The sequence below is a fragment of the Phaeobacter sp. LSS9 genome, assembly GCF_003443595.1.
Classification (GTDB): Bacteria; Pseudomonadota; Alphaproteobacteria; order Rhodobacterales; family Rhodobacteraceae; genus Phaeobacter; species Phaeobacter piscinae.
The window spans coordinates 96,838-114,455 of the sequence record NZ_CP031956.1; the positions used below are offsets into that span (position 1 = coordinate 96,838).

The following is a 17,618-nucleotide window of genomic DNA, read 5'->3' on the forward strand; positions in this document are numbered from 1 at the left end:
CCATGACAACGGACCGCCCAACCTCAACCGGTCCTCACGTACCGGTTCTTCTGCGTTCGCTGCTGAAAGCGGTGGCGCCGGTCACCGGGCGCTGGCTTGATGGCACCTTTGGGGCCGGGGGCTACAGCCGTGGCCTGCTGGAGGCGGGCGCGGATCATGTCATTGGCGTCGACCGCGATCCGCTGGCCTTTGAAATGGCCGAAAGCTGGATCGGCGACTATGCTGGCCGCCTGACCCTGCAACAGGGTGTGTTCTCCCGCATGGACGACTATGCGCAGGATCTCGACGGCGTCGTCCTCGATCTTGGTGTTTCCTCCATGCAGCTGGATCTGGCCGAACGTGGTTTTTCCTTCATGCGTGACGGGCCGCTGGATATGCGGATGTCGCAGGATGGCCCCTCCGCCGCCGATCTCGTCGCGGAACTAGATGAGGCGGCGCTGGCCGATATTCTGTTTCTCTTCGGTGAAGAACGCGCCAGCCGTCGTATTGCCCGCGCCATCGTCAAGGCCCGCACCGAGGCGCCGATCACCACGACGCTGCAACTGGCTGGCATTATCGAAGGCTGCCTGCCGCGCTCCAAACCCGGCCAGTCACATCCCGCCACCCGCAGCTTTCAGGGGCTGCGCATCGCGGTGAACGCCGAATACGAGGAGTTGTTCGAGGGGCTTCTGGCTGCCGAGCGCGCGCTGAAGCCTGGCGGATTGCTGGCCGTGGTGACGTTTCATTCGATCGAAGATCGCATGGTCAAACGCTTCTTCCAGCATCGCGCGGGCAAGACCGGCCGCGCCAACCGTTATGCGCCCGAGGTGGAGGAAACCCCCTCGCAGTTCACACTGGTCACCCGCAAGGCGGTGGGCCCCGATGACGAGGAACTGGCCGAAAACCCGCGCTCCCGCTCTGCACGCCTGCGGGTTGGACGCCGCACCGAGGCCGCGCCGATTGCAATCAGCGCCAAGGACATCGGCATGCCCCAGCTGAAGCAGGCGCAGGGGAGAGACAAACGCTCATGAAGACGCTGCTTTATATCGCCACCTGCCTGGCTGTCTTTGGGTTGGCGTTCTGGGCTTACCGCGAGAATTACACCACTCAGCAGGTGCTGAAGGAAACCCGCAGCCTGCAACGCCAGATCGGTGCCTCGCAGGTCCGACTTAGTGTGTTGCGCGCCGAATGGGCCTATCTCAACCGCCCGGATCGCCTGCGCGAACTGGCGGAGCTGAACTTTGATCGCCTCAGCCTGCTGCCGCTGCGCCCGGAGCAATTTGGCCGCGTGGATGAGGTTGCCTATCCCCCGCAGGAGGATGAACTGCTGGATTTCACCAACGGGGTTGAGGTTTCCGCGCTTGGGGCCAATGGCCAGACAGCAACGGGGACGCAGCCATGATCCGCACGCCGCTGCGCCCCTTGGCCCGGATCCTGACCGCGCGCGCGCGCGGCGAAAACCCGGATGCCATCGAACGGGAAAACCTGCGCCAGCGCCATGCGGAAATGCAGACCCAATCCCGCCAGCGCGCCGAGGGGCGGCTGCTGGTGCTGGGGATGTTTTTCCTCTGCGCCTTCACCGCGATTGGCGCGCGGATGGCGACACTGGCCACCTCCGAACCGGTTGAGCCAATCGCCAGCGCGCCCGGCAGCGCCATCGCCATGCAACGCGCCGATATCGTCGACCGCAAGGGCCGCATTCTGGCGACCAACTTTGAAACCCATTCGCTCTATGCACAACCGCCGCAGATGGTGGACCCGGAAGGGGCCGCGCGGCGTCTGGTTGAAATCTTCCCTGACCTGGAGCTGGAGCGGCTGGTCGGTGACTTCACCGGTAAGCGTAAGTTTATCTGGATCAAGAAGAAAATCAGCCCCGAGCAAAAACAGGCGGTGCATGATATCGGTGATCCCGGCCTGCTGTTTGGCCCCCGCGAGATGCGGCTTTATCCCAATGGCAGCGTCGCGGCGCATGTGCTGGGCGGGGCCGGTTTCGGCAAGGAAGGCGTCAGCGCCGCCGAGGTGATCGGTGTCGCGGGTGTCGAGAAGCAGTTTGACGATTATCTGCGCGATCCGGCCAATGGCGGGCGTCCCCTGCAGTTGTCGCTGGATCTGACGGTACAGGCCGCCTCCGAACGGGTGCTTTATGGTGGCATGAAGCTGATGAACGCCAAGGGGGCGACCTCGATCCTGATGGACGTCCACACCGGCGAGGTGATCTCTGTCGTGTCGCTGCCGGATTTTGATCCCAATGACCGCCCGCGTCCGCCCACCTCCGGCTTTGATCCCTCCACCAGCCCGCTGTTCAACCGCGCGGTGCAGGGCGTCTATGAACTCGGCTCCACCTTCAAGATTTTCACGGCGGCACAGGCGGTTGATCTGGGGATTGTGAATTCCGAGACTATTATCGACACCTCCGGTCCAATGCGGATCGGGCGTTTCCCGATTGGTGAGTTTCACAACAAGAACTATGGCAAGCTGAGTGTCGCCGACATTATCGTCAACAGCTCCAACCGGGGCACCGGGCGGCTGGCCTTGCAGATTGGCGCGCAGCGTCAGCAGGATTTCCTGCGCGCGATGGGCATGTTTGAGCCCACCCCGATTGAGATCGCCGAGGCGGCAGGCGGCAAACCGCTGAAACCCCGCAAATGGGGGGAGCTGAGCACGGTGACGATTTCCTATGGCCATGGGCTGTCCACCAGCCCGATGCATCTGGCGGCGGGTTATGCGGCGATTGCCAATGGCGGCCAATATGTTGCCCCCACTATCCTGCGCCAGAAGGGGCCACAGCTGGGCCACAGGGTGATGTCACCGGAGGCTGCCGGTCAGGCCCGCGCGATGCTGCGCAAGGTCGTGACCAGCGGGACCGCCAGTTTTGGCGAGGTGCCCGGCTATCAGGTCGGCGGCAAGACCGGCACCGCTGATAAGCCCAAACCCCGTGGCGGCTACTACGAGAGCAAGGTCATCGCCACCTTTGCTGCCATGTTCCCGGCCCATGATCCGAAATATGTGCTGGTTGTGACGCTGGATGAACCGTCGGTCATTGCCCATGGTGAGGAGCGCCGCACCGCAGGCTGGACAGCTGTGCCGGTTGCGGGTGAAATGATCGGCCGCGTTGCGCCGCTTCTGGGGCTCAGACCACAAGTTGAACCCGATGGGCTTGCTGCTATAACCCTCACCTCAAACTGAACAGGTGGGGTTGCTATGAGCACCATTGAAAACCGTCCTCTCAGCCAGTTGGGGCTGACCGCGCGTGGCGGCGTCGATCCGATGATCCGGGGCATTGCCGTGGACAGCCGCAAGGTGGTCGAGGGCGGGCTGTTTGCGGCCCTTCCCGGCAGTCAGGTGCATGGGGCGAAATTCACCCCCGCAGCACTTGGCAATGGGGCGGCGGCAATCCTGACCGACGCAGCCGGGGCGCAGATCGTTGCGGAGCTTTTGCGCGAGTCGACCGTAGCGCTGGTGGTTGTCGAAGACCCGCGTCAGGCGCTGGCCTATGCGGCCGCCCTGTGGTTTGGCGCGCAGCCTGAAACCATGGTGGCGGTCACCGGCACCAATGGCAAAACCTCGGTGGCGAGCTTCGTGCGCCAGATCTGGGTTGAGCTGGGCCATCAGGCGGTGAACCTTGGCACCACCGGTGTGGAGGGCGCCTGGAGCCACCCGCTCAATCACACCACACCGGAACCGGTCACCTTGCATGATGCGCTGTCGCAGGCGGCAGCTGCCGGTGTCACCCATGCCGCGATGGAGGCCTCGTCTCACGGGTTGGAGCAACGGCGTCTGGACGGCGTGCATCTGGCGGCGGCGGGTTTTACCAATTTTACCCAGGATCATCTGGACTATCACGAAACATTTGAGGCGTATTTCACTGCCAAGGCGGGTCTGTTCCGCCGGGTCCTGCCGGATGACGGCGTGGCGGTGATCAATATGGATGACCCCCGCGGGGCGCAGATGCGGGCTGTCGCTGCCGCTCGCGGGCAGGAGGTGATCTCCGTCGGGCGTGGCGTGGGTGATCTGAGCCTTGTGGGCGCGCGCTATGATGCCTCCGGGCAGGACATGCGCTTCACCTGGCACGACAAACCCTATCAGGCGCGGCTGAACCTGATTGGTGGGTTTCAGGCGGAGAATATCCTGCTGGCCTGCGGTCTGGTGATTGCCAGCGGAGAGGATCCGCAGGCGGTGTTTGACACGCTGCCGCATCTTCAGACCGTGCGGGGGCGGATGCAACTGGCCGCCACGCGGGAAAACGGCGCGACGGTGTTTGTCGACTACGCCCATACCCCCGATGCCGTGGCCACCGCGATCAAGGCGCTGCGCCCGCATGTGTTGGGTCGGTTGGTGGCCATTGTCGGCGCAGGTGGTGACCGTGACGCCGCCAAACGCCCGCTGATGGGGCAGGCGGCGCAGAATAACGCCGATCTGGTGATCGTCACCGATGACAACCCCCGCAGCGAGGACCCGGCGGTGATCCGCGCCGCTGTCAAAGGCGGTGCACCGGATGCCATGGAGGTCGGCGACCGGGCTGAGGCGATCCTGCGCGGCGTTGATGCGCTTGGGACGGGCGATGCCCTGCTGATCTGCGGCAAGGGGCATGAGACCGGCCAGATCGTCGGCAGCGATGTTCTGCCTTTTGATGATGTGGAGCAGGCCAGCATGGCCGTCGCCGCTTTGGACGGGAGATTGGTATGAGCCTTTGGACAGCTAAGGAGGCCGCCGCCGCAACTGGCGGTCAGGCCATTGGCAACTGGCATGTGAACGGTATTTCCATCGACACCCGCAGTATTGCCAAGGGCGATCTGTTTGTGGCGCTAAAGGCCGCGCGTGATGGCCATGACTTTGTGGCGCAAGCGCTGGAGAAAGGCGCGGGTGCCGCGCTGGTCTCGCGCAGGCCCGAAGGCGTTGCCGAAGATGCGCCATTGTTGCTGGTTGACGATGTGCAGACCGCACTTGAGGCCCTGGGCCGAGCAGGCCGCGCGCGCACAGGTGCGCGGGTGATTGCGGTCACCGGATCCGTTGGGAAGACCTCGACCAAGGAGATGCTGGCGCGGATGCTGTCGGATCAGGGCCGCACCCATGCGGCCGTCGCCAGCTACAACAACCACTGGGGCGTGCCGCTGACATTGGCGCGGATGCCGCGTGACACCGAATTTGCCGTGATCGAGATCGGCATGAACCACCCCGGTGAGATCAGCCCGCTTGCGAAACAGACGCGCCCGCATGTGGCGATGGTGACAACTGTGGCCCCTGTGCATCTGGAGGCCTTTGACGGGATCGACGGCATCGCCGCCGAGAAGGCCGCCATCATGGAGGGGCTGGAGCCGGGCGGCGTCGCGGTTCTGAACGCCGATATCGACGAGGCGCCGATCCTGCAGGTGGTTGCCGAGGGCGCGGCTGGCGATGTGTTGTGGTTCGGCGCCGGGCAGGGGTCGATTGCTCCCAAATACCGGCTGACCGCAACCACCCTGCGCGGGGATGAGACACTGGCCTTGATCACGCTGCCGGATGGACAGACGCATCGTCTGCATATCCAGTCCCTTGGCGCGCACTTCGCGATGAACGCGCTAGGGGCGCTGGCCTGTCTGGCGGCCTTGGATCTGGATCTGACCAAGGCGGTGCAGAGCCTGTCGCTCTGGTCGCCGGTCACCGGTCGTGGCGCGCGGGAAACCGTGTCGCTGGGCGAAGGGAAGGGGGACATCCTGCTGCTGGATGACAGTTATAACGCCAATCCCACGTCTGTGGCGGCGGCGCTGACGGTGCTGGCGGCAACCCCCTGCGACGGGCGGCGGATTGCCTATCTTGGCGATATGAAGGAACTCGGCCCGCAGGAGGTTGAGTTGCATGTGGCGCTGGCTGAGCTGCCCGCGATGGCAGATCTGGAGGCGGTGCATTGCATTGGCCCCCTGATGGGCGCGCTCCATGCCGCGCTGCCAGCTGAGAAACGCGGCGGTCATTATGCCAGCAGCGCTGATGTGCTGGCGGATCTGGCGGGTCAGATCGGTGCGGGGGACGTGGTGCTGGCAAAAGGCTCGCTCAGCATGGCATTGGCCAAGATCGTTGACGGCATCCGTGAATTGAGTCATGGCGAGACCACTTTCTGAACTTTGATGAACTGAGGACCGGCTGACATGCTCTATTGGTTAACCGCGCTGTCGGATGGGGGGGATCTCTTCAACCTCTTCCGCTACATCACCTTCCGCGCGGGCGGGGCGTTTCTGACGGCGCTTCTGTTTGGGTTTCTGTTTGGGCCGCCGCTAATCAACGTGCTGCGCCGCAAGCAGGGCAAGGGCCAGCCGATCCGCGACGATGGACCTGAGGGGCATCTGGCAAAGGCGGGCACCCCGACCATGGGGGGCTTGCTGATTGTCGGTGCGCTGGTGACCGCGACGCTTTTGTGGGCGCGTTGGGACAACCCCTTTGTCTGGCTGGTGCTGTTTGTCACGCTGTCCTTCGCGCTGATCGGCTTTGCGGATGATTATGCCAAGGTCTCCAAGCAGAACACCGCAGGCGTTCCGGGCAAGCTGCGGCTGGCGCTGGGGATCACCATCGCGGTGATCGCAGCGCTTTGGGCCTCCGCCTATCATCCGGTGGAGCTGCAAAACCAGCTGGCGCTGCCGGTGTTCAAGGATACGCTGATCAATCTGGGCCTGTTCTATGTGCCGTTTTCGATCTGCGTGATCGTTGGCGCGGCCAATGCGGTGAACCTGACTGACGGTCTGGACGGGCTGGCGATTATGCCGGTGATGATTGCGACCTCCACGCTGGGCGTGATCGCCTATGCGGTGGGGCGCGTTGACTTCACCGAATATCTGGATGTGCATTACGTGCCTGGCACCGGGGAAATCCTGATCTTTGCCGCGGCGCTGTTTGGCGGTGGCCTGGGGTTCCTGTGGTACAACGCGCCGCCGGCTGCTGTGTTTATGGGCGATACCGGGTCGTTGGCGCTGGGTGGCGCGCTTGGGGCCATTGCGGTGGTCACCAAACACGAGCTGGTTCTGGCGATTGTTGGCGGGCTCTTTGTGGTGGAGGCGCTGTCGGTGATCATTCAGGTGCTCTATTTCAAACGCACCGGCAAGCGGGTGTTCCTGATGGCGCCGATCCATCACCACTATGAGAAAAAGGGCTGGGCGGAGCCGACCATCGTGATCCGCTTCTGGATCATCTCGCTGATCCTCGCGATGATTGGTCTGGCGACCCTGAAAGTGCGCTAAGTCACGGCCGATTGCCGCCGCGCAGGCTGTCCTGCGGGGCCGGTGGGCCGGTCTAGTCTGATATCTGGAACCGCTCTGGGCAGGGATGCCTTGGGCGGTTTTTCAGTACGAAGAAGGCGGCGCCGCTGGAGGGGCGGAGGGTGGATGACCTTTGCTAGGGGTCATCTCCGTCTGTCGGCCTGTGCGGATCCCCCGACAGCCTTGGTGGGACTGGGAATGGGGGACGGTCTCCTGGTCTTCGTGTTGCAACGTCTTCAGAGTAGCGGTGGCGCCTGAACGGAGGATAACCGCTGCGTGCGCAGGGCTGGCAACGCGCCTAAAACACCGACCAGTCCATTTCCCGGGCAAGACGTTCCATCGCCTCAGTGCCCAGTTTGGAATTGCCATTGCGGTCCAGCCCCGGCGACCAAACGGCGATGCAGGCCTGTCCCGGCACAACACCGAGGATGCCGCCGCCTACTCCGCTTTTGGCGGGCAGGCCGACGCGATAGGCAAATTCACCTGACCCGTCATAATGCCCGCAGGTCAGCATCAGCGCATTGAGCCGTCGCACCCGGTCCAGCGAGACCATGCGCGGATGGCAGTCGGCGCCAATCAAAAACCGCCCCGCGCGTGCCAGCTGCGTGTTGGTCAGTTCGGTGGCGCAATGGTGGAAATAGGTGCCCAGCACCTTCTCTGGCGGGTTCTTGAGATTGCCGAAAGAGGCGAGAAAATGCGCGTGGGCAAAGTTGCGGTGCCCATGGGCGGTTTCCGAGCGGGCCACATCGGCGTTGATGTGAATGTCGTCATCCTCCGCCGCGGCGCGGATAAAGCTGAGGAACTCGGCCAGCGCTTCGCGCGGTTCTCGTCCGGCCAGCACCTCATCTGTGGTGACAATCGCGCCTGCGTTCACAAATGGATTGCGGGGGCGGCCACGTTCGTGTTCCAGCTGGACAATGGAATTGAACGCGGTGCCCGAAGGCTCCCGCCCGACCCGCCGCCACAGCTGATCGCCAGAGCGACCGAGCGCGATGGCGAGGGTGAAGACCTTGGTGATGCTTTGGGCCGAAAACCGGGTGGCGGCATCCCCCGCGCTGTAGATCTGCCCGTCGGCGGTTGCCACTGTGATGGCAAATTGGTCGGGATCGACCTGACCCAGCTCCGGGATATAGCTGGCGACCTCGCCCCGGTCGGGGTCATCGCGAAGATCGCTGTTGATGGCGTCGAGGATCTGCTGCAAGCGCGCGTCCATGGCTACGGGGCCTCCCAATTTATGGCCGACGTTAGCCGGATGCTGGTGCGGTGACAAACGCAACGGGACTGGCATTGGTTCCATGGATCAGGTAGCGATTTGATCAAAGGTTTTGCGGGAGGTTGGGCGATGATCCCTGTCACAGGTTTTGAGGGCGCAAAAGTCGCCGTGTTGGGGCTGGGCCGGTCGGGATTTGCCACCGCACGGGCGCTGCGCGAAGGTGGAGCGGAGCCGATCTGCTGGGACGACAATCCCGGCGCACGGGCGCGGGCCGAGGTTGAGGGGCTCACCTGCCGCGATCTGCTGAAATCCGGGGCATTTGATGACATCGCCTCATTGATTGTCTCGCCGGGGATCCCGCATCTTTATCCCAAACCCAACCCGGTGATCCGCGCGGCGATGGTCGCGGGCGTGCCGGTGGACAATGATATCGGGCTGTTCTTCCGCTCGGTTGCGACACGGGGCTGGGAACGGTTCGATCAGGCGCCGCGCATCGTGGCCGTCACAGGGTCCAACGGCAAATCCACCACGGTGGCGTTGCTGCACCACATCCTGCAGGAGGCCGGACGTGAGAGCCAGCTGGCGGGCAATATCGGTCGGGGTGTGCTGGACATTGATCCGCCGGGATCCGGCGGCATCGTGGTGCTGGAGTTGTCGAGCTATCAGACCGATCTGGCCCGCGCGCTGACGCCGGACGTGGCGGTGTTCACCAACCTCAGCCCCGACCATCTGGACCGGCACGCGGGCATGGGCGGCTATTTCGCGGCCAAGCGACGGCTGTTTGCCGAAGGCGGACCGGATCGCGCTATCATCGGCGTGGATGAGGATGAGGGGCTGTATCTGGCCGGTCAGCTCTCTGAGGCCGCCAGCGACGACCGGGTGATCCGCATCTCAGCCAGCCGGAAACTGACCGGACCGGGCTGGCAGGTCTTTGCCCGCAAGGGGTTCCTCAGTGAATACCGCAAAGGGCGACAGGCGGCGTCGATCGATCTGCGCCAGATGCAGGGGCTGCCCGGCGCGCATAACCATCAGAATGCTTGTGCGGCCTATGCGGCGGCGCGTGCTTTGGGCCTCGCACCACGTCTGATCGAGGACGCGCTGGCCAGCTATCCGGGTCTGCCGCATCGCAGTCAGACCATCGCGACCCACGCAGGCGTGCGCTATGTGAATGACAGCAAGGCCACCAATCTGGACAGCGCGGTGAAGGCCTTGAGCGCCTTTGACAATATCCGCTGGATCTGCGGCGGGTTGGAGAAAGATGGCGGGCTGGAGGCCCTGCGCGGCCAGACCGGTAAGGTGCGCAAAGCCTATGTGATCGGGCGCGAGGCGGCGGGTTTTGCCATGCAGCTGGACGTCGAGGCTGAGGTCTGCATCACCATGGCCGAGGCCGTCGCCCGCGCCAGCGCCGAGGCGGAGGCGGGCGATACGGTTCTGCTGGCCCCTGCGGCGGCGAGCTTTGACCAATACGACAACTTCGAACAGCGCGGCGAGGACTTCATCGCCGAGGTGGCGAAGCTGCAGAGTTGACGCCTACTGAGCTGCGGATTGCGCCATCTCTCTGGATAGGATCTCGTAATATTCGGGCAGGGTGGCCTGTAACCGGGCATGGCCCTCGGGGGTCAGTGTCACCTCCTTGGAGCGGCCATCGGTCTCGCTTGCGGTGATGCGAACCAGCCCGTCGGCCTGCAGCGCGTGCAGCGTGCGGGTCATCACCGGTTTCGAGACATCAATCCGCTGCGCGATCTCATTCGGGCTGAGCCATTGGCGATCCGGTTCCCGGTCAATCACGATCAATACCAGAAACCGCAGCTGCGACAGGCCATGCCCTGCAAAATAGGTTTCCAACTTGCGGATCAGCAGGCTGGCCCGGCGCATCATCAGCAGGGCATCGCTGATAAGCGCCGGGTCACTGCCATAAGCCTCCACGTAGCGTTCGACCATCTGGCGGGAGGGCAGCTCCTTGAGGAAGAACATGCGGTCAGGCCAGCGCGGTCATCTTGTGGATTTCAGCCGGGGCCGCCAGCCAGTTTTCATATTTGGCAAAGATCGGTTTGATGTAATCCATATCGTAATGGGCAGCGAGGGCGTCGTCGCTGGTCCATTCCTCATCCAAGTAGAAACAATCGCCGCTGCGGCCTTCAAGCAGGTTGAACTTCAGGCAGCCGGGTTCGGCGCGGGTGGGGGCCAGGATGCTGGTGAGGCTGTCGCGGACATCCTGCATATGCTCGGGCTTCGGGGTGATTTTGGCGATCAGCTGAAATTGCGTTGTCATGAAAAGGCTCCTTAATGAGTTATCATGGTAACTAAATAGAGGTGCGGGCGCGGATGTCAAGCCACAGGCGGGCGGCTTGGCTCAGCTGCGGGCGGCGATGGCGCTGCCTGCGGCCACGCCTGAGGCCCAGGCCCATTGGAAATTATAGCCGCCAAGCCAGCCGGTCACATCAACCGCTTCACCAATGGCATACAGGCCGGGAACGGTTTTGGCTTCCATGGTTTTTGACGACAGCGCATCGGTGTCGATGCCGCCCAGCGTGACCTCTGCCGTGCGGTAGCCTTCGCTGCCGGAGGGGGTGAGGTGCCAGTTTTCCAAACGGTCGCTGAGATCGCGCAAGGCGGCGTCGGATTGATCTGCCAGCCGTCCGTTGAGGCCGAATTCCGGGGCGAGGAAATCCACCAACCGACTAGGCAGGTGGCGGGCGAGTTCGGTGGTCAGTGCCTTGCGTCCGGCCTCCTGACGTTGGCTGCGCAACAGGTCAAATAGTGGCGTTTCAGGGATCAGATTGACGCTGATCTGCTCCCCCTCATGCCAGTAGGACGACAGTTGCAACACCGACGGGCCAGACAGGCCGCGATGGGTGAACAACAGGGCCTCGTCAAAACTGGTGCGCTCATTCGACAGCCGCGCGGGCAGGGCAACGCCCGCCAGCGGTTTGAAGCGCTCTTCGGAAAAGGTGAAAGGCACCAGACCGGGGCGGGTGTCCGTCAGGGGCAGATCAAACTGACGTGCCAAATCAAAGGCGAGGCCGGTGGCCCCCATCTTGGGGATGGATTTGCCGCCCGTGGCAATCACCAGATTGCGGGTTGTCAGCACCTGCGGCTGGCCCTCGCGCGCCACTTCGACGCGGAACCCATCGGCGCTGCGCGCAACGGAGGTCACGCTGGTTTGCAGCCACAGATCGGCGCCCGCTGCCTTCAGTTCCTCCACCAGCATCGCGACAATCTGCTTGGCCGAGCCATCGCAGAACAGCTGGCCGAGGGTTTTTTCATGCCAGGCGATGCCGTGACGGTCCACCAGCTCGATGAAATCCCACTGGGTGTAGCGCGCCATGGCGGATTTGCAGAAATGCGGGTTCTGCGACAGGTAGTTTTCCGGGCTTGCGTACATATTGGTGAAATTGCAACGCCCGCCGCCAGAGATGCGGATTTTTTCACCCGGTGCCTTGGCGTGATCAATCACCAGCGTGCCGGGGCCGGAACGCGTTGCACACATCATGCCAGCTGCGCCGGCGCCAAGGATCAGGGTTTCATAAGCCATGCCCGGCCATAGGCGCGGATAACTGCCAAAGGCAAGAGGAAGAGGGTGGCCTGATGAAAACTTTCCGGGTACTGTTTGCCCAACGATCCCGAAAACGGGACGGATCACGAGGCAGATAGTGGCGGTTTACCCATGACTGAAATGGTCTATGGCGCGCTCCCCGTACAGGCGGGCGAGCCGATTCTACCCAAATGGTGGCGGACGCTGGACAAATGGACGATGTCCTGCGTCCTGATGCTGTTTGTCATCGGGCTTTTGCTGGGGCTTGCGGCCTCGGTCCCGCTGGCAGAGCGCAACGGATTTGACAATTTCCACTATGTTGAGCGGCAGGCGGTGTTTGGTATCACGGCGCTGGTAGCGATGGTGATCACCTCGATGATGTCACCGACGCTGGTGCGGCGGCTGGCGGTCATCGGGTTTATCTGCGCCTTTGTGGCGCTGGCCCTGCTGCCGGTGTTTGGCACCGATTTTGGCAAGGGCGCGACGCGCTGGTACAGCCTTGGCTTTGCGTCGCTTCAGCCGTCAGAATTCCTGAAGCCCGGATTTATCGTGGTGGCGGCCTGGATGATTGCCGCAAGCCAGCAGATCAACGGGCCACCGGGCACGCTGATGTCCTTTGGCCTGTGTCTGACCGTGGTGCTGATGTTGGTGATGCAGCCCGACTTTGGTCAGGCCTGTCTGGTGCTGTTTGGCTGGGGCGTTATGTATTTCGTGGCTGGCGCGCCGATGCTGCTGTTGGTGATCATGGCGGCGGTGGTGGTGATGGGCGGCGTTGTCGCCTATTCCAGCTCAGAGCATTTTGCCCGCCGCATTGACGGCTTCCTGAACCCTGAAATCGATCCGACGACCCAGATGGGCTATGCCACCAACGCCATCCGCGAGGGTGGTCTGTTTGGCGTTGGTGTCGGCGAGGGCGAAGTGAAATGGTCGCTGCCGGATGCGCACACCGATTTCATCATTGCCGTCGCGGCCGAGGAATACGGGCTTGTCCTGGTGGTGATCCTGATCCTGCTCTACACCGCTGTTGTGGCGCGGACCCTGTTCCGCCTGATGCGGGAACGGGACACGTTCATCCGCCTTGCAGGCACCGGTCTGGTTTGCACCTTCGGGGTACAGGCGATGATCAACATGGGCGTTGCTGTACGGCTGCTACCAGCGAAGGGGATGACCTTGCCGTTTGTGAGCTATGGTGGTTCCTCCCTCATTGCGGGCGGCATTGCGGTTGGTATGCTGCTGGCGTTTTCGCGCTCGCGTCCGCAGGGCGAGATCGCGGATTTCCTGCGTGGACACGGACGGGGTCACGGGCATCAAACCGGGCCTGCGCGCGGCCACGGGCGCGGATAGAAGAAAGACCTGAATTACGATGGCGCAGAAATTGCTCTTGATGGCGGCGGGTGGCACCGGGGGGCATATGTTCCCCGCGCAGGCCCTGGCCGAAGCGATGCTGAGACGCGGCTGGCGGGTGAAGCTGTCCACCGATGCGCGCGGGGCCCGCTACACCGGCGGCTATCCTCATACAACGGAGATCACCGAGGTGTCCTCGGCCACCTTTGCCCGTGGCGGGCTGCTGGCGAAGGCGATGGTGGCACCGAAGATCGCGGCGGGTGTTACCCGGATGGCGCTGCAGATGCGGCGCGACCGGCCCGATGTGGTGGTGGGATTTGGCGGCTACCCGTCGATTCCGGCGCTGGGAGCGGCGACGCTGCTGAAACTGCCGCGCATGATCCATGAACAAAACGGCGTGCTGGGCCGGGTCAATCAGCTGTTTGCCACCCGGGTGGCCGGTGTGGCCTGTGGTGTCTGGCCGACGGATCTGCCGGAAGGGGTTGATGGCGTGCATGTCGGCAACCCGGTGCGCGGCGCTGTTCTTGAACGCGCTGGGGCCGGCTATATCCCCCCCGGTGATTACCCGATGTCGGTGCTGGTGATGGGCGGAAGCCAGGGCGCGCGGATCCTGTCGGATGTGGTGCCGGGGGCGATTGCGGCGCTGCCCGAGGCGCTGCGCAGCCGGTTGCGTGTCTCGCATCAGGCGCGCGATGAGGATGGCGCCCGGGTGACGCAATTTTATGCCGAACATGGGATCTCGGCGGATGTGCAGCCCTTCTTCAGTGATGTGCCTGCGCGCATGTCGGAAGCGCAGCTGGTGATTTCACGCTCTGGCGCCTCCTCGGTCGCGGATATCGCGGTGATTGGCCGCCCGTCGATCCTGATCCCCTTTGCCGCAGCGGCTGGCGATCATCAAAGCGCCAATGCCCGTGGGCTGGTGGATGCCGGTGCTGCGATCCTGATCCCGGAGAGCGCTCTTGACGTTTCGGCGCTGGCAGAGCAAATGAGCGCGGTTCTCAGCAATCCCGATGGTGCCAGCCAGATGGCGCGGGCCGCCTTGCAGGTGGGTATTCCCGACGCGACCGAGCGGTTGGTGGGGCTTGTTGAACAGCTGTCCGAGGAAGGAATGACATGACCCCTGCAACCAAACTCCCCGGCGACGTCGGCCCGATCCATTTTGTGGGTATCGGCGGCATCGGCATGTCCGGCATTGCCGAAGTGCTGCTGAACCTCGGCTATGTGGTGCAGGGTTCGGATCTGAAGGCGTCAAAGATCACCAACCGGCTGACAGAGCTGGGCGCGCGGATCTTTGTCGGGCAGGCGGCGGAAAACCTGGAGGAGGCCGCAGTTGTGGTCATTTCCTCAGCGATCAAACCGGGCAATCCCGAGCTGGACGAGGCGCGCTTGCGTGGTCTGCCGGTGGTGCGCCGGGCAGAGATGCTGGCAGAGCTGATGCGCCTGAAATCCAACATCGCCATTGCAGGCACCCATGGCAAGACAACCACCACCACCATGATGGCAGAGCTGATGGTGGCGGGGCATTTCGATCCGACGATTGTGAATGGTGGTATCATTCACGCCTATGGCTCCAACGCGCGGATGGGGCAGGGCGAGTGGATGGTGGTTGAGGCCGATGAGAGTGACGGCACATTCAACCGCCTGCCTGCGACCATCGCGGTGGTTACCAATATCGACCCGGAGCATATGGAGCATTGGGGGGATTTCGACACCCTGCGGGACGGGTTTTATGACTTTGTCTCCAACATCCCGTTTTATGGCGTCGCGGTCTGCTGCACCGATCACCCTGAGGTACAGGCGTTGGTGGGCCGGATCACCGACCGCCGGGTTGTGACCTATGGCTTCAACGCGCAGGCGGATGTGCGTGCGGTCAACCTGACCTACAAGGCCGGTGTGGCGCATTTCGACATTCACTTGCAGGCCGAAGACCGCGTGATCGAGGGCTGCACTCTGCCGATGCCGGGGGATCACAATGTCTCCAACGCATTGTCCGCCGTGGCCGTGGCGCGCCATCTGGGCATGAAGAGCAGTGAGATCCGCGAGGCGCTGGCCGCCTTTGGCGGGGTGAACCGCCGCTTTACCAAGGTGGGCGAAGTGGATGGTGTCACCATCATCGACGACTATGGCCACCATCCGGTTGAGATCACCGCCGTGCTGAAAGCGGCGCGTCAGGCCTGCGACGGGCGGGTGATTGCGGTACATCAGCCGCATCGTTACTCGCGCCTGTCCAGCCTGTTTGAAGATTTCTGTGCCTGTTTCAATGAGGCCGATGTAGTCGCCATCGCCGAGGTCTTTGCCGCCGGTGAAGACCCGATCGAGGGCGCCGGTCGCGATGATCTGGTGGCCGGTCTGATCCGCCATGGCCACCGCCACGCGCGCGCCCTGCTGGACGAATCGGATCTGGAACGCCTGGTGCGCGAACAGGCGCGCCCCGGTGATATGGTGGTCTGCCTTGGGGCGGGGACCATCAGCGCCTGGGCCAATGGCCTGCCCGAACGGTTGCGGGGCTGAGGGTGACGGGCGTGATCTCATATCTGCTGGCGGTTGGCCCGGTGGGTGAGGTGACGCCATGCTGAGCCTGCTTGCTGCCATCCTCTGGGTGTTCGTGGCCACCGGCGTCGCCGCATTGCCGCTGCGCTGGCAGCGGGGGCCGGGGATCGCACTGATCGCTGTGGCGCCGGTTCTGATTTATCTGCTGGGACGGGATCACGGCTGGTTTGCCGCCGCTTTTGGCACATTTGCGCTGGTGTCGATGTTCCGCCGCCCGTTGTTGCACGTGCTGTCGCGCCTGCGCCGAGCCCCGGCGCCGGAGGTGAAGGAATGACGCTGTCGCTCATCCTTGCCTGTCTTTGGGTGGTGGCGGCCAATGTGTTGGCGATGGTGCCCAGCCGCGACAATCACTGGTCGCGCGCCTATCTGCTGATCGCGGCAGGTATCCCGCTCGTCGGCTATGTGACTTATGAAAACGGCCCCTGGTGGGGGCTGGGTGTGCTGTTTGCAGGCATGTCGATGCTGCGTTGGCCGGTGATCTATCTGGGCCGCTGGCTGCGCAGTCGGCTGAGCCGCGGCTGAAGCCCGCCGATTCTTTCGCTCTTGCAATCTTCCTTTGGCACCTGGCATCGGGTTGGGCCATTGTGTGCCCGACCCAAACCAGAGTAAACGCAGGTCTGATCCGGCGTGCATGAGTCTTTTTCTGCGTCCGGGTGGCCATAATGGCGCCAGTGCGTATTGGTGCGACAGGCAGGGGCAGGGCATATGAATATCGACGGGCTGCGTGGCAAGCTTCATCCCAATCGCGATCTATCCGGGTTGACCTGGCTGCAGGTTGGCGGCCCGGCGGATTATCTGTTTCAGCCTGCCGATATCGAGGATCTGAGCCATATGCTGCGCAGTCTCGACCCAGAGGTGTCGGTGTTTCCGATGGGGGTCGGCTCAAACCTGATCGTGCGGGACGGTGGTATGCGGGCGCTGGTGATCCGGTTGGGGCGCGGGTTCAATTCGATTGAGATTGAGGGCGACACGGTTGTGGCGGGGGCTGCCGCGCTGGATGGTCATGTGGCGCGCAAGGCGGCAGACGCGGGCATTGATCTGACATTTCTGCGCACCATCCCCGGCTCCATTGGCGGCGCTGTGCGGATGAATGCGGGCTGTTATGGCAGCTATGTCGCGGATGTGTTCCAGTCGGCCACCGTGGTGCTGCGCAGTGGTGATGTGGTGACGTTGAGCGGGGAAGACCTGAATTTCGCCTACCGCCAGAGCGATCTGCCTGAGGGGGCGGTGTTGGTATCGGCGACCCTGCGCGGTGGCAAGGGTGAGCCGGATGCGCTGCATGCGCGCATGGAGGAACAGCTGGCCAAGCGCGATGCGACACAGCCAACCAAGGACCGGTCTGCGGGATCCACCTTTCGCAATCCGGCGGGGTTTTCCTCCACCGGCCAGGCGGATGACGTTCATGATCTGAAGGCCTGGAAGGTCATTGATGATGCCGGAATGCGCGGCGCGCGGCGCGGGGCTGCGCAGATGAGCGAGAAGCATTCCAATTTCTTGATTAACACGGGTGGCGCATCTGCCGCAGATCTTGAGGGATTGGGGGAAGATGTCAGAAAAAAGGTTTACGCCAATTCTGGCATAACGCTAGAGTGGGAAATCATGCGGGTGGGGGATCCGCTTTCCAAATAGCCGACAAAGGCCATGTTTTTCAGGATGTTACTCCTGATCAGCAGGGCGCCGCTTTGGGAATCGCAGCGGCAGGCAAACTGGAAAAGCGCGATCTTGGTAAAGGCACTGTTAACGGGCCGGTAACGTTTATGACGTTAATGTGGTG

General features: G+C 63.1%; 17 protein-coding genes. 13 read left to right on the top strand and 4 right to left on the bottom strand.

The annotated features are described in order from the left end of the window. Nucleotides 1–2: 2 nt before the first annotated feature. From rsmH to mraY, 6 genes are read left to right on the top strand one after another with little or no spacing between them, the layout of a single operon-like run. Complete coding sequence (rsmH, locus tag D1820_RS00510; protein WP_118067518.1) at nucleotides 3–1,010, top strand: 16S rRNA (cytosine(1402)-N(4))-methyltransferase RsmH; 1,008 nt, start codon at nucleotides 3–5, stop codon at nucleotides 1,008–1,010. Beyond that, the gene (locus D1820_RS00515) at nucleotides 1,007–1,381 is read left to right on the top strand and encodes a cell division protein FtsL (protein WP_096870910.1); all 375 of its coding nucleotides are present in this window, start codon (nucleotides 1,007–1,009) and stop codon (nucleotides 1,379–1,381) included. The genes rsmH and D1820_RS00515 overlap by 4 nt, the downstream gene beginning before the upstream one ends. Further along, a complete protein-coding gene (locus D1820_RS00520; RefSeq protein ID WP_118067519.1) occupies nucleotides 1,378–3,165 on the top strand; it encodes a penicillin-binding protein 2 in 1,788 nt (595 codons plus the stop codon). The genes D1820_RS00515 and D1820_RS00520 overlap by 4 nt, the downstream gene beginning before the upstream one ends. Nucleotides 3,166–3,180: 15 nt before the next feature. After that, complete coding sequence (locus tag D1820_RS00525) at nucleotides 3,181–4,665, top strand: UDP-N-acetylmuramoyl-L-alanyl-D-glutamate--2,6-diaminopimelate ligase (protein WP_118067520.1); 1,485 nt, start codon at nucleotides 3,181–3,183, stop codon at nucleotides 4,663–4,665. Continuing rightward, a complete protein-coding gene (murF, locus tag D1820_RS00530; RefSeq protein WP_118067521.1) occupies nucleotides 4,662–6,074 on the top strand; it encodes a UDP-N-acetylmuramoyl-tripeptide--D-alanyl-D-alanine ligase in 1,413 nt (470 codons plus the stop codon). Before D1820_RS00525 ends, murF begins: the two co-directional genes overlap by 4 nt. Before the next feature lie 27 nt (nucleotides 6,075–6,101). Continuing rightward, entirely contained in the window at nucleotides 6,102–7,184 is a 1,083-nt protein-coding gene (mraY, locus tag D1820_RS00535; protein ID WP_024097922.1) for a phospho-N-acetylmuramoyl-pentapeptide-transferase, read from the top strand. A gap of 316 nt (nucleotides 7,185–7,500) precedes the next feature. Here mraY and D1820_RS00540 read toward each other — a convergent pair whose 3' ends face one another. Then, a complete protein-coding gene (locus D1820_RS00540) occupies nucleotides 7,501–8,415 on the bottom strand; it encodes a glutaminase (protein WP_118067522.1) in 915 nt (304 codons plus the stop codon). A 129-nt stretch (nucleotides 8,416–8,544) separates the two neighbouring features. Between D1820_RS00540 and murD the strand changes: the two genes are divergently transcribed. Next, a complete protein-coding gene (gene murD, locus D1820_RS00545) occupies nucleotides 8,545–9,942 on the top strand; it encodes a UDP-N-acetylmuramoyl-L-alanine--D-glutamate ligase (protein ID WP_118067523.1) in 1,398 nt (465 codons plus the stop codon). Between the two features lie 3 nt (nucleotides 9,943–9,945). On the opposite strand, the gene D1820_RS00550 is transcribed toward murD, so the two are convergent. The 3 genes from D1820_RS00550 to D1820_RS00560 all read right to left on the bottom strand — a co-directional run bounded on the left by D1820_RS00550 (nucleotide 9,946) and on the right by D1820_RS00560 (nucleotide 11,950). Beyond that, nucleotides 9,946–10,389 carry a MarR family winged helix-turn-helix transcriptional regulator gene (locus D1820_RS00550; protein ID WP_118067524.1) on the bottom strand — a complete coding sequence of 148 codons (444 nt, stop codon included), beginning with the start codon at nucleotides 10,387–10,389 and terminating at the stop codon, nucleotides 9,946–9,948. Nucleotides 10,390–10,393: 4 nt separating this feature from the next. Next, the gene (locus D1820_RS00555; RefSeq protein ID WP_096868483.1) at nucleotides 10,394–10,687 is read right to left on the bottom strand and encodes a putative quinol monooxygenase; all 294 of its coding nucleotides are present in this window, start codon (nucleotides 10,685–10,687) and stop codon (nucleotides 10,394–10,396) included. A gap of 81 nt (nucleotides 10,688–10,768) precedes the next feature. Then, nucleotides 10,769–11,950, bottom strand: coding sequence for an NAD(P)/FAD-dependent oxidoreductase (locus D1820_RS00560; protein WP_118067525.1), 1,182 nt, complete (start codon nucleotides 11,948–11,950; stop codon nucleotides 10,769–10,771). A 132-nt stretch (nucleotides 11,951–12,082) separates the two neighbouring features. On the opposite strand from D1820_RS00560, the gene ftsW reads away from it, so the two are divergent. From ftsW to murB, 6 genes are all read left to right on the top strand, one after another. After that, on the top strand, nucleotides 12,083–13,294 hold the full coding sequence (ftsW, locus tag D1820_RS00565) for a putative lipid II flippase FtsW (protein ID WP_052463923.1): 1,212 nt from the start codon (nucleotides 12,083–12,085) through the stop codon (nucleotides 13,292–13,294). 19 nt (nucleotides 13,295–13,313) lie between these two features. Next, on the top strand, nucleotides 13,314–14,411 hold the full coding sequence (locus D1820_RS00570; protein ID WP_118067526.1) for a UDP-N-acetylglucosamine--N-acetylmuramyl-(pentapeptide) pyrophosphoryl-undecaprenol N-acetylglucosamine transferase: 1,098 nt from the start codon (nucleotides 13,314–13,316) through the stop codon (nucleotides 14,409–14,411). Continuing rightward, nucleotides 14,408–15,805: a UDP-N-acetylmuramate--L-alanine ligase gene (murC, locus tag D1820_RS00575; RefSeq protein ID WP_118067527.1), complete on the top strand. Its 1,398-nt coding sequence runs from the start codon at nucleotides 14,408–14,410 to the stop codon at nucleotides 15,803–15,805. Before D1820_RS00570 ends, murC begins: the two co-directional genes overlap by 4 nt. 58 nt (nucleotides 15,806–15,863) lie before the next feature. Continuing rightward, a complete protein-coding gene (locus D1820_RS00580) occupies nucleotides 15,864–16,118 on the top strand; it encodes a DUF2484 family protein (RefSeq protein WP_024097913.1) in 255 nt (84 codons plus the stop codon). Further along, nucleotides 16,115–16,366, top strand: a complete 252-nt coding sequence (locus D1820_RS00585; protein WP_040174185.1) for a DUF2484 family protein — start codon at nucleotides 16,115–16,117, stop codon at nucleotides 16,364–16,366. Before D1820_RS00580 ends, D1820_RS00585 begins: the two co-directional genes overlap by 4 nt. 183 nt (nucleotides 16,367–16,549) lie before the next feature. Then, nucleotides 16,550–17,473 carry a UDP-N-acetylmuramate dehydrogenase gene (gene murB / locus D1820_RS00590; protein WP_118067528.1) on the top strand — a complete coding sequence of 308 codons (924 nt, stop codon included), beginning with the start codon at nucleotides 16,550–16,552 and terminating at the stop codon, nucleotides 17,471–17,473. Nucleotides 17,474–17,618 lie beyond the last annotated feature (145 nt).